Origin of the sequence: Acinetobacter guillouiae CIP 63.46 (assembly GCF_000368145.1) — a bacterium.
In the GTDB taxonomy this organism is placed as follows: Bacteria; Pseudomonadota; Gammaproteobacteria; order Pseudomonadales; family Moraxellaceae; genus Acinetobacter; species Acinetobacter guillouiae.
In genome coordinates this window covers 282,508-295,178 of the sequence record NZ_KB849283.1, presented here as the reverse complement: position 1 = coordinate 295,178, position 12,671 = coordinate 282,508, and the positions used below count along the sequence as shown (strand labels likewise).

12 protein-coding genes are annotated in these 12,671 nt (G+C 37.8%); 7 read left to right on the top strand and 5 right to left on the bottom strand.

The window, feature by feature from the left end; genetic code table 11:
- Positions 1–178 precede the first annotated feature (178 nt).
- The 3 genes from glnL (at position 179) to F981_RS06415 (ending at position 3,596) form a co-directional block, all read left to right on the top strand.
- The gene (gene glnL / locus F981_RS06425; protein ID WP_034613940.1) at positions 179–1,285 is read left to right on the top strand and encodes a nitrogen regulation protein NR(II); all 1,107 of its coding nucleotides are present in this window, start codon (positions 179–181) and stop codon (positions 1,283–1,285) included.
- Positions 1,275–2,759, top strand: coding sequence for a nitrogen regulation protein NR(I) (gene glnG, locus F981_RS06420; protein ID WP_004719719.1), 1,485 nt, complete (start codon positions 1,275–1,277; stop codon positions 2,757–2,759). Before glnL ends, glnG begins: the two co-directional genes overlap by 11 nt.
- A gap of 120 nt (positions 2,760–2,879) precedes the next feature.
- Positions 2,880–3,596 (top strand): hypothetical protein, encoded by a 717-nt coding sequence (locus F981_RS06415; protein ID WP_004719717.1) that lies wholly within the window; start codon positions 2,880–2,882, stop codon positions 3,594–3,596.
- 56 nt (positions 3,597–3,652) lie between these two features.
- Here the strand turns inward: F981_RS06415 and F981_RS06410 are convergent, their stop codons facing one another.
- Both F981_RS06410 and F981_RS06405 read right to left on the bottom strand, forming a co-directional pair.
- A complete protein-coding gene (locus tag F981_RS06410; protein ID WP_004719714.1) occupies positions 3,653–4,255 on the bottom strand; it encodes a YidB family protein in 603 nt (200 codons plus the stop codon).
- A gap of 125 nt (positions 4,256–4,380) precedes the next feature.
- Positions 4,381–4,851: a DUF6231 family protein gene (locus F981_RS06405; RefSeq protein ID WP_004719712.1), complete on the bottom strand. Its 471-nt coding sequence runs from the start codon at positions 4,849–4,851 to the stop codon at positions 4,381–4,383.
- A gap of 32 nt (positions 4,852–4,883) precedes the next feature.
- On the opposite strand from F981_RS06405, the gene F981_RS06400 reads away from it, so the two are divergent.
- Positions 4,884–5,756: a DUF2797 domain-containing protein gene (locus F981_RS06400; protein WP_004719710.1), complete on the top strand. Its 873-nt coding sequence runs from the start codon at positions 4,884–4,886 to the stop codon at positions 5,754–5,756.
- A gap of 159 nt (positions 5,757–5,915) precedes the next feature.
- On the opposite strand, the gene lpxB is transcribed toward F981_RS06400, so the two are convergent.
- A complete protein-coding gene (lpxB, locus tag F981_RS06395) occupies positions 5,916–7,091 on the bottom strand; it encodes a lipid-A-disaccharide synthase (protein ID WP_004719709.1) in 1,176 nt (391 codons plus the stop codon).
- A gap of 229 nt (positions 7,092–7,320) precedes the next feature.
- Between lpxB and F981_RS06390 the strand changes: the two genes are divergently transcribed.
- From F981_RS06390 to F981_RS06380, 3 genes are read left to right on the top strand one after another with little or no spacing between them, the layout of a single operon-like run.
- Positions 7,321–9,456, top strand: a complete 2,136-nt coding sequence (locus F981_RS06390) for a TonB-dependent siderophore receptor (RefSeq protein ID WP_004719707.1) — start codon at positions 7,321–7,323, stop codon at positions 9,454–9,456.
- Between the two features lie 60 nt (positions 9,457–9,516).
- A complete protein-coding gene (locus F981_RS06385; RefSeq protein WP_004719704.1) occupies positions 9,517–9,795 on the top strand; it encodes a hypothetical protein in 279 nt (92 codons plus the stop codon).
- A 3-nt stretch (positions 9,796–9,798) separates the two neighbouring features.
- Positions 9,799–11,361, top strand: a complete 1,563-nt coding sequence (locus F981_RS06380) for a PepSY-associated TM helix domain-containing protein (RefSeq protein ID WP_004719702.1) — start codon at positions 9,799–9,801, stop codon at positions 11,359–11,361.
- Positions 11,362–11,762: 401 nt separating this feature from the next.
- Here the strand turns inward: F981_RS06380 and F981_RS06370 are convergent, their stop codons facing one another.
- Together F981_RS06370 and F981_RS06365 are read right to left on the bottom strand one after the other, a co-directional pair.
- Entirely contained in the window at positions 11,763–12,065 is a 303-nt protein-coding gene (locus F981_RS06370; RefSeq protein ID WP_004719697.1) for a helix-turn-helix domain-containing protein, read from the bottom strand.
- Positions 12,058–12,414, bottom strand: a complete 357-nt coding sequence (locus F981_RS06365) for a type II toxin-antitoxin system RelE/ParE family toxin (protein WP_004719695.1) — start codon at positions 12,412–12,414, stop codon at positions 12,058–12,060. The genes F981_RS06370 and F981_RS06365 overlap by 8 nt, the downstream gene beginning before the upstream one ends.
- Between the last annotated feature and the right edge of the window lie 257 nt (positions 12,415–12,671).

Sequence of the window (12,671 nt, the reverse complement as noted above, 5' to 3'; positions counted from 1 at the left end):
AGCGCAGTAAATGCGCAATTTTTATCATTCATGTAAGAAAACTGCGCAGTATTTAAAAGTTGGCGTGCATCTTGCTTTATATCAGGACGATTTAACCGATTCAATCACCCATGTTCGGGAAAATAGAAAACGAGGTGCAGATGCCATTGCGCTATTTAAAGACAGGAAAGCTCTGCTAATGGATCAATACCCAACAATTGATTATAGATTGCTGGTGGATAATTTAACCACTGCAATTCTTTTGGTCGATTGTAATTTAAATATTTTTTATCTTAATTCATCATGCGAAGCATTGTTTGATATTAGCTTGCTTCGTGCGGCAGGTCAGCCAGTGATTAATATTTTACATGCACCAAATGATAGCTTTAATACCTTGGAAGCATTAAACAACTCAATAAAAACAGGTCAAGCCTATACACGCCGTGAAGCGATTATCAATGTTAACTTTAAAGACATGCATGTTGATTATTCCGTATCGCAGTTAAATACAGGAAGACCCTATCACCCATTACTATTAATTGAATTAAATCCGATTGATCGGATGCTTAAAATTTCTAAAGAAGAAAACCTGATTCAACAACACCAAGTTGCACGGCAACTGATTCGAGGTGTTGCACATGAAATCAAAAACCCATTAGGTGGAATTCGTGGTGCAACTCAACTGCTTGCTCGTAGTTTAAACGATCCACAATACGCAGAATTTACCGATATTATTATCAGTGAAGTCGATCGTTTAAGAAACCTTGCTGATACTATGCTGGGTTCACGTCAGCTCCCGAGCTACGAATTGGTCAATGTGCATGAACCGCTTGAACGTGTTCGCTCTTTAATTGTAAATCAAACCAAGAAAAAAATTAAAATCACACGAGACTATGACCTTTCATTGCCTGATGTCAAAGCAGATCGCGATCAACTGATTCAAGTGATGCTCAATATTAGTGTCAATGCGGTACAGGCGATGACTGAGAATCGTGAGTTTTTTATTGATCATCAACCTGAACTGATGTTGCGTACACGCATTCAACGTTTGGTGACGATTAATGGCGTACTGAATAAATCAGCCATTCGTATTGATATTGAAGACAATGGCCCTGGTGTTCCTGAAGAAATTTTAGAATCCGTGTTTTATCCACTTGTGACTGGCCGTGCCAAAGGAACAGGTCTTGGCTTAAGCATCGCACAAAATATCATGCATCAACACAACGGAATGATTGAATGCCAATCCGTTCCTGGAAAAACAGTATTTAGCTTATATCTACCTTGGGAGTCTAACCATGTCGCATAATAAAATTTGGGTGATCGATGACGACCGTGCTATGCGTTGGGTCTTGGAAAAAACATTTAAAGAAGAAGGCTTCGATGTCACCAGTTTTGAAGAAGCACAATCTGCTTTAGATCAGCTTCCAAGCAATGCGCCAGATGTCATTCTCACTGATATTCGTATGCCCGGCATTGATGGTTTAACCTTCCTAGGAAAAGTCAAAGGAAGTTATCCTGATCTGCCTGTGATTATTATGACAGCACACTCAGATTTAGAATCTGCAGTATCGAGCTATCAAACAGGTGCTTTTGAATATCTTCCAAAGCCATTTGATATTGATGAAGCACTTGCACTGGTGAATCGTGCCATTTTGCACATCAACAAGCTGCAACAACAAGAATCTGCCAAAGTCACCCCAATTCAATCTACTGAGATTATTGGTGAATCCCCTGCAATGCAGGAAGTTTTCCGCGCCATTGGACGTCTATCTCAATCGCATATTACCGTATTGATCAACGGGGAGTCTGGGACAGGTAAAGAGTTAGTTGCGCATGCTTTACATCGCCACTCACCAAGAAGCAGTAAACCATTTATTGCTTTAAACATGGCTGCTATTCCAAAAGATTTGATTGAAACTGAATTATTTGGTCATGAAAAAGGCGCATTTACTGGTGCCAATACTCAACGCCAAGGTCGTTTTGAACAAGCCAATGGTGGAACCTTATTCTTAGATGAAATTGGTGATATGCCATTTGAAACACAAACACGTCTACTCCGTGTTTTGGCAGATGGTGAATTTTATCGTGTTGGTGGTCATATTCCAGTTCGTGTTGATGTTCGTATCGTGGCAGCAACACATCAAGATTTAGAAAAATTGGTCAATGATGGCCGTTTCCGTGAAGACTTATATCATCGCTTAAATGTAATTCGTATTCATATTCCTAAACTTGCTCATCGTTCTGAAGATATTCCGATGTTGGCGCAACACTTCTTGGCACGCGCGGGTAAAGAACTCGGGGTTAGTCCAAAAATTTTACGCCCAGAAACGCAAGAGTATATTCAAAAACTGCCTTGGCCAGGCAACGTACGTCAACTCGAGAATACCTGCCGCTGGTTAACTGTGATGATCACAGGCCGTGAAGTTTATCCAGAAGACTTACCGTCAGAATTAAAACAAATTCCAATCAATAAATCTGATGATCAAGGTCAAGCGCAAGCTGGTATCGACCGTGTTGCATTACATCATTGGGATGAGTTACTGGCGCAATGGGCGATTCAAAAGCTTAAAAATGGTGAAATGAAAATTTTAGACATTGCCACCCCAATGTTTGAACGTACTTTGATCATCGCAGCACTTCAACAAACCCGTGGCCGTAAACGTCATGCTGCTGAACTCTTAGGTTGGGGGCGTAACACTTTAACCCGCAAACTCAAAGAATTAGGCATGGATTCTGCTGAAGATGATGAAGAGGAAGACAAAACTGTTTTAGCCGAATAATAAGCCATTCATAAATATAAAGTTTACTCCAACCATATTTCGTAAGAATATGGTTGTTTTTTATTGGCTCATGGTGAAAAATAGCCTCGTGAAATTTAAACTTTATCGTCTAGGATAAAAATGAACAAAACTGTTGTTTTACTTAGCTTACTTTCTATTTTTAGTGTTGCTTGTTCTAAAAACAAACCGCATGACAGTTCTGAACATCAAGCAGAAGCACCAGTGGTTAAAAAAGTACATAAAGCAGCCAATTCAGATAATTGCTTTAAGTTAGAACCCAACAAACAGTTTACTCTAAACAACAATGAAGAGACAGAAATCCAGATTGTTCCCACAACCTTTAACAATCAGAAGGCAATAGCAATCGTTAGACAAGGCGCAGGTGTGCGCACAGATTATATCTACGATTTAACTGGCCGTACCATGCTTGCAAACTTAGACTATGGTATTGCTGCGCTCGGATCAAATCCTAATGATGTGCTGGTAAAAACCACCTATCAAGCCCCGCTTCCAACATTCCCATCCAATCTCAAACCACAGCAAAAGTTTCAAATGACTTATAATGCAGTCATTGAGTCGCAAATGGATAACAATGATAAGTCTGAAAACAATAAGACGATTGACTTAGTATTTGTAGGGTTTGAGGATCTGACTTTAATTGACAATGATGACAATACCTTAAAGTTCGATAATGCATGTCATTTCATTTCTCAAATCGGAGATGAAACATTGGATGAATGGTATGCTGAAGGATATGGGCAAATTAAATATGTTAAAAAGAAACAGAATGGCGACGTAAAAAGTAGCGAAGCAATTGGCGATGACCCACAGCCTTAATTTAAATCAGCCAGTCAACACCTATTGACTGGCTTTGATCATTTTTATGTTCGATTTTACTTTAAAAAGCCTGATACCAAATTCATGACATTTTGAATATCACCATTGGCTTCAGTGTGATCTGTTGCATCACCTTGTGGTGTGAGTGAATCAATAATTTGCGGTAATACTGTAGAGATTGCACCATATACTTCATTGGTCGGAACATTAGCTTGTTGAGCAACTTGTTCAACTTGCTGACCTCCAAATAAACTCTGGATTTGCTCTACATTTACAGCACCATTACCTTGTGACGGATCGACCCAACTTTGAACTTGCCCACCTAAACCTGCACCTTGTAATTTAGCTAAAGCACCTTGTAGGCCACCATTTTGTTGAATCCAACCCAAGACTAATGGCACAACTGCAATCAATAAAGATGAGGCATTAAAACCACCCGCTTGTGGTGCTTGTTGTTGTTGTCCACCTGTCAAACCACCTAAAACTGAACCGAGTACGCCACCCAATCCACCTTGTGATTGTTGTTGCTGCCCACCCAAGCCACCGAGTACTGAACCAAGTACCCCGCCCAATCCACCACCAAGCCCGCCTTGTGATTGTTGTTGTCCGCCAAGTGCTTGTTTTGCCAGAATTTCCACAATATTGGTTAAATCTGTCATGAGTTTTCCTTTTTTAAGTTTTATGAGACAAGTACAGCATACTTGGCTTTAACCTATTCACCAAAATTGGAATTGTTAAATTTTGCAATAGCTTAAGGCTGATTTTTATAACCAAAATAAAAGCATTACCAACGAAATTTATTCCAGTTTTCTGGGTTGGCCCAGAACTTAGAATTAAACCAATCTGGTACATGTTTATAGGTCAAAATATTAAACTGCCAAAGTGCAAAATCATTTTGATGTAAGGTTTTATCAATCAGTTGAGTAAAACCAAGCGATCTGAGCAACTGTTCATCTTTTAACTGACATGCCACGACGATTCGTTTTGCCAGTAAATCACGCAACTTGACCAATAACTGGGATTTCTGCAAATCAGTCACCCCAGACATTTCATCTGTATCTAAAAGTACAAATCCTAAATCATATCGTTGCGTAAAAGGCAGACTTAAAAACTCAGATACGTTAAAATAGGACCATTGAATTGAATAATTTGTAGGGTATTGCGCCAAATTTTGCCCAATACACAATGCAGTTTGAATTGGCTGTTCTTGCGATAAATCGTCTAGCATTGAAGTGATGACATTTTGCTCAGCCATAACTGCACCTTTTTTGAAGCGAGTAATTAAACATGGAACTACAAGGCATTTGTCATAAAATGCATGCAGGTCTTAAAGACCTTAGTGTAACTGATCAACAAACACATAAGGCAAATGTTGAATATAAATTTATATTAGATCGCTCAGAAACCGAGCTACCATTTAGTTTAGGCCAGGAAATTGAGATTGAAGCGACAGGAAATATTTATTGTGTTTCTTGTGGCGCAAAAACACCGAAGTCTTATTCGCAAGGCCACTGCTTTAAATGCATGAAAACCAAGGCGTCTTGCGACATGTGTATCATGAAGCCTGAAACTTGCCATTATCATTTAGGTACTTGCCGTGAAGATGATTTTGCTCATGAAGTTTGCTTTCAACCACATATTGTCTATCTAGCAAATTCAAGTGCTTTAAAAGTGGGGATTACCCGTCTAGGTCAAATGCCAACACGCTGGTTAGACCAAGGTGCGACCCAAGCACTGCCTATTTTAAAAGTCGGTTCGCGCCGTCTTTCAGGTCAACTTGAAGTCATGTTTGGAACACAGGTTGCAGATAAAACGGATTGGCGAAAGCTACTTAAAGGTGAAGCTGAACCGATTGATCTGATTGAAATTCGTAATGAATTGGTTCAAGAATTTTCCCCTAAGATTCAAAGTATTCGCGATGAATTTGCACAAAATCTTGAATTTAATGAGACGGTTGAATTGTTAGAAAATGAATTACCTCGTGAATTCATCTACCCTGTCGATATTTACCCTGAAAAAGTTAAATCGCACAATTTAGATAAAACCCCAATCATTCGGGGCAAGCTACAAGGAATCAAAGGTCAATACTTGATTATGGATACGGGTGTCATCAATATTCGTAAATATACAGGTTATGAACTTAAAGTTCGGGCGGAATAGTTTTACCCCCAAACCCAAAAATTGATTCATACATACTCCTCTTTATCTTAGATTTAGAGGAGTTTTTATTGGTTAAATGTTTTCTAAACTGATTACAAGGTTTTCCAGCAACTGATTAAGCAAACGAATATTTGCTTAATCAGTTGCTAGCGTTAAAAATCAAGGTGTTAAAATTGCTAAAATCGCCTGAACCGGATCTTCACTATTTCCAGCCAAAAGTTGCTTGTGCATGGTGATCAATTGCATCACCTGAATTTGTGCAGTTTCAATATTCATTAATTTTTCAATTTGATTGGCCAAATTTTCTGCTGTGGCATCTTGTTGAATAAGCTCTTGAATCACTTTTTTACCCGCAATAATATTCGGCAATGAATAATACGGAATTTTCACTAAAAATTTAGCAATCACATAAGTTAACCAATTCAACTTATAAAAAGTCACCATTGGGCGATGTAACAATAATGCTTCAAGTGTCGCTGTCCCTGATGCCAAAGCCACAATATTGGCAGCATTCATGACCTGACGACCAATTTTTGATTCTTTATCGGTATTTTCCAGTAAATGAATTTTTGCGACCAAATCACTTGGATAATGCTTTAATAATTCCTGAATTTGCTGTTTGCGTAAATCATTAATAGCAGGAATCAGGAACTGATAATCTGGATATTTTTGATAAAGAATTTTTGCTGCATCCAAAACTAACGGTCCAAGTCGTTCAATCTCACCACGCCGACTTCCCGGTAACAAGGCAATATGCTTTTGACTGATATCTAAACCAAGCTCTTGCTTTGCATCCAAAATTGGATTTTGTAATGGCAATTGACTTGCCAGTGGATGCCCAACAAAGGCTGCTGGTACGTCATACCGTTGATAAAAGCCTTTTTCAAAAGGAAATAGACAAAGCACTAAATCAACACTGGCTTTGATGCCATGCACCCGTCCTTGTCGCCAAGCCCATACAGATGGACTGACATATTGCACCGTTTTAATAGGCAAGTTTTTCTGTTTTATACTTTTTGAAAGGCGTAAGTTAAAGTCTGGCGCATCAATACCGATAAAAACATCTACGGGATTGGCAGACCATCTCTCGACCAAACCATCACGTACTGCAAATAATTTTTTTAAATCTTTAAGCACTTCAACAATTCCCATCACAGATAAAATATCCATTGAATAAAAACTGTTAAATCCTTCTGCAATCATTTGAGGACCACCAATCCCCTCAAATTCTGCATCAATACCCTGTTCACGAAAACGACGAATAAGTTTTGCGCCTAAAGTATCCCCCGATACCTCACCTACGACAATTCCAATTTTAAGCTTTCGATTTTGCAAGATATTCTTCCTGATCAGCACTATAAGTGCATGATAGCATATTCATAGGATTTAATTGTGAATAGTCAAAACAGGATACTGGTATGGCAAATGCGTGAATTTATATAACAATTCATCTAATTTTCTATCGTTATTTTATTTTCTATTTATATTTTCAATTGCACGACTATTGTAAGCTCATGCTACTAACAATAAACTAAGCGATAATTATTATCATTTAAGATAAGCAATGCTGAATTCTCTCCCACACAGTTTTAAGTTCTCTCTTCTTAGTTTAGCGGTATTCAGTGCTCAGCAGAGTTTTGCTGCAGATATTGAAAATCTACCCACGATTTCAGTTCAAGCCACAGCTGATCAAACTGAATTAAGCTCTGAACAATCAAAATCTTATATCGTTAAAAAATCTGCAAGCGCTGCCAAGCTGAATATTCCTGTTAAAGAAACACCACAGACAGTGAATGTGGTGACACGTCAGCAATTAAATGATTTTGCGCTCAATAGTGCGCGTGAAGCTTTAAGCAATACACCTGGGATTACTGTCAGCAGTCAAGAAACCGAACGTTCAACCTACACTGCTCGTGGTTTTGAAATCTCAAATATTTTAACTGATGGTGTCGGCTTCCCTTCTAGCAGCTACAATTATAATAATACCAACCCTGATACATATTTTTATGATCGTATTGATGTGATTAAAGGTGCAGATGCCTTAACCAATGCTTTTGGTGATCCAAGCGCAACAATCGATTATATCCGTAAGCGTCCTACCCAAGAATTTCAAGCCAATGCTGGGCTAAGTTATGGCTCTTGGAATACCCAACGCTATGAAGCAGATGTTTCAGGTGCATTAAACAAAGAAGGCAGCATCCGCGGACGTTTGATGGGTTATGAACAAACTGGAGATTCTTATCTAGATCGCTATTCATCCGAGAAAAATGGATTTTCTGGCATCATTGATGCGGATTTAAGTGATAGCACATTATTGACAGTCGGTTATAGCCAACAACAAAACAAACCTAATGCAAATAATTGGGGTGCTTTACCACTTCTCGGTGCAGATGGAAATCAACTTTCTTATAACCGAAATTATAATCCTAATCCAGATTGGGCCTATTGGGACAATAAGTCACAAAATGCTTTTGCTGAGCTAAAGCAAAAAATTAATGATAAGTGGACAGCAAAGCTTAGCTATAATTATACCCAAACCGATCACAACAGTAACTTACTCTATTATTTTGGTTACCCTGATCAAAATGGAGCGGGTGTAGCCCTTACCGCTTGGGGCGGAAAAGAAAGTCTAAAAAGACATTTTGCTGACTTAAATCTACAAGGCTCATATTCATTATTTGGCCGTGAACACGAAGCGACACTGGGTTATAGTTATCTACAAAGTAAACAATATGATCAACAGACTTCAGGCACAATTAATGACAGCAATATAAATAATAATCAAACCACGGACTGGGCAAGCTGGACACCTCAATCAGTAACTTGGTCAGCGTTTAGTGATGCTGCAAACTATACTCAAAAGCTCAATTCTGTATATGCTGCAACACGCCTACACTTAAACGATGATTTAAAACTTTTACTCGGTTTAAATTATGTTCAAGCTAAAAGTGAAGGTGAAAGTTATGGTTCATCAATGGCCTATGATGAAAACAAAGTATCTCCTTATGCTGGCATTACCTATAACTTTAACCCTGAATACACGGGTTATCTAAGCTATACCTCCATTTTCCGCCCACAATCTGGATTAGGTACTGATAATAAAGCACTCAAACCAGTTGAAGGCGAAAGCTATGAGGCAGGTATTAAAAGTTCATGGCTAGATGACAAACTCACTGGAACTTTGGCGGTGTTTCGTACAGAACAAAGTAATTACCCATTACGTAACTCTGACGGAAACCCTCTCAATCGAAAAGTTGAAACCAGTGACTTGCGTTCTCAAGGGGTAGAAGTTGGACTGGCTGGACAATTAACAGATCATTTAAATCTGACATTCGGTTATAGCCAATTTAGTTTAAAAGATTTAAAAAATGGTGGAGAGGCACGTACTTACAACCCTAACCAAACCATTAATCTTTTAACCACCTATACTATTCCAGCTATACCTAAACTGAAAATTGGCGCAGCGTTACAATGGCAAGATGCGACCAAGCTGTATGACTCTTCTGTAAAGAGTACAATTACCCAAGATGCTTATGCTTTAGTGAATTTGATGGGTAGCTATGACTTGAATAAGCATATTTCGCTACAGGCAAATGCAAACAATGTGACAGACAAAAAATATTTATATAGCTTCCCAGATGGTCAGGCTTTTTATGGCCCATCTGCAAACTATAGTGTTGCTGTAAAATTTAAATACTAATCTGAATTCGCCTTAATCTTTTAAGATTAAGGCGTTTTCAATTGCAAGAAAGTGATCGTTATGCAGATTGTGCTCTACCCTTTATCAGTGCTCTATCGTTTTATACTGGCTTTTGGTATGGGCTATGTGTGCAGTTATTTAGTATCCTTAGCTTTAATTGATGTGTTTTATCCTTATTTTGCCAAAGCTGAATCTATTTACTTGGCGGCATTTAGCGCACTTATTTTTTACATTTTTTTTGTGATTCTAAGCTTTTGCATACATTCTTTAAAGAAACTTACGCTGATCAGCCTAGCTCTGGTCGCTACTTTTTTCCTATTTTCCAAGTTTATAGGTTAACTCATGCATAAATCTGTTCGTCAATCTATGGCATGGTTACACTCTTGGATCGGGCTTACCTTCGGCTGGCTGTTATTTGCAATTTTTTTGACGGGTTCTGTAACATATTATCGCCATGAAATTAGTATGTGGATGCAACCACAATTCGCGAGTATGCAAATCAAACAGGAATCCGCTATACAGTCTGCGTTTACTTATTTGCAAAAAAATGCGCCAGATGCAAAAAGTTGGTATATCGGCGTTGCAAACCAGAATACCCCTGCAAATAAAATTTATTGGCAAAAAGCAGATGGTGGTTATGAAAGTAAAACTTTAGATGCCAATACAGGTAAAGAATTGAGTCTTTCTGCCACACAAGGCGGTGATTTCTTCTATGGGTTTCATTATCAGCTTTATGGAATGCCTTATTCGATTGGGCGTTTGATTGTGACTTTTGCAGCTTTAATCATGTTTATAGCCTTAATTTCAGGCATTATTACCCATAAAAAGATATTTACCGATTTCTTTACCTTAAGAGCATTTAAAGGTCAGCGTTCATATTTAGATTTTCATAATGTAAGTTCGGTAATCGCATTGCCCTTTTTCTTAACCATTACATTTACCGGCTTAGCGATCTTTTTCTATCTGCTTTTCCCCGCAGGGATGAAAAAAGCCTATCCAGATAATCCATATCAGTATTTTGATGAAATTCGTCATGTTTCAACAGCTAACAAGGCTCAAGAAGCACAGCCGAAGAATATGTTATCTATTCAACATTTCCTGCAACAAACCCAACAGCAATGGGGAAAAACTAATATTGATAACATTACCGTAGATCAACCCAATACACAGCTTGCCAAGCTCACGATTACTGCCTTAGAAGATCATTCGATTACACGTAATCAAGCACAACTTAGCTTTAATGGCGCTACTGGTGCTTTAATTGGGAATACTCGTAATAACAGTGCAATAGCAACATTAAATGCCAGTATGTATGGACTGCATATGGCGAATTTTGCCCAACCTTTATTGCGTTTAGGTTTATTTTTCTCTGGTCTTCTGGGCTGTGCAATGATTGCTTCGGGCTTATTGCTCTGGAGTTTAAAACGACAATTACAAAAGAAAAATGATCATTTTCACTTTGGGCATTATCTGGTAAATCGACTTAATACCACGATGATTATTGGTTTACCCATTGCGATGTTGGGTTATTTATATGCTAATCGTTTTGTGCAACTTCAAGCAGATACACCGAATTATGAAGTCTATACATTTTTCACTTTGTGGTTATTCAGTTTTATAATTGCGCTCTGTACAAAACAACAATATCTCTGGAAAACTCAGCTCAAGTTGCTGATTGCCATGACATTAGCCTTGCCTATTTTAAATGTCTATTATCTAATTTCTAATCAATATATTCATTCATTACAGGACTATTGGTTATTTTTACGTGTGGACTTAATGATCTGGTTATTTGCCATTTTAGCGATTTTTTTACATCAAAGAATCACACCGATTCAAAACAAAGCTGTGGCGAAGATCAAGAAAAAACTGGAACAAAAATCAGCGCAGGAGTCTGTGTCATGATATTGGTATTTGCATTTCTCCTGATCCTGATTGCCAGTTATAGCTTGTATTTGATCAGCTCAAAGCAGATCGCCAAGACTCAGAAAAGTAAATTGTCTGTTTTAGCGCAACATGTGAAATTGGTAAAAGTTATCTCGTTTGCGTTGATCATCTTGGCTTTATTTTTATTCAGTTTAAATTATGGCAATAGCATCTCTTTTGTGGCCTTGTGCATACTGAGTAGTCCAATACTGTTTGGATTGATACTCTTTGTAAATGATTTAAAACCCAAAATAAAAAAGTAGACATTTAGCGTTTTAACACAGCTCTAGACTCAATTAAATTTAAGTTTAGATAATTTTCAGCATAATCGTGCTCATTCCTATCAAAAAAAGGAAGCTTATCGCTTCCATTTTCAACAGTTAAACATTAAATTCAATATGTTTTCCTGTGGGAAGCTCTACATCAATGCGAAGCTTCCCTCCCATTGCTTCAACATATTTCTTTATTGTTGAAATTTTAAGATCATGACCACGATTTTCAATTGCTGAAAGTGAAGGCTGCTTGATTCCAAGTATCTCAGCTAATTCTTTTTGCGAAATCTCTAATTCTTCTCGAATAAGATGCAGCTGCGTTTGTAAACGTAGTTCATCAGCCATTTTTTGAATTCGGTCTTGACTCTCTGGAGAGCGACCAGCCAATAGTTCCTGTAAGGTTTTAGCCATTAGATTGATCTCCTAGGGTTGAAAGATGAAGTTCGTATTGCTGTTCTGCAATATCTAACATCTCTTTATAAAAACGCTTTTTACCGCCCTTATTACCAATACAAAGCACAATAGCCTGTCGTAATGGATCAAATATAAAAAAGGCTCTTAGTGGTTTACCTCTATGCTGAACACGTAATTCTTTCATGTTCGTGAATTTCGAGTCATTTACGGTATCAACTAAAGGGCGACCTAAACTTGGCCCCAGCTGTTGTAGAACGACCAATGCAGCTAAGACTTTTTCCTGTGTTGAATCATCTTGCTGTTCAAGCCATTCATTAAACAAATCCGTTGTAATGACTGTCCACATGCGAAACCTAGAAATATAGACTGTAATCTATATTTTAATATAGTACTTATAGAAAGGCAAAGTTTCTTTTAAGAATTGAACGCTCATGTAAAAAACATTCGAGCAGTGTTTTTACTTTCTTATGATTGTTAAAGTGTTAGAAGATTAATGTTCAATTTACGATTAGATTGTCAAAGTACAATAATTTTTTAATTATCTTTGGCTATACTATAAATCGTTTTTATTCGATATAAATAACTGGTGTAATTTCCGCGAAA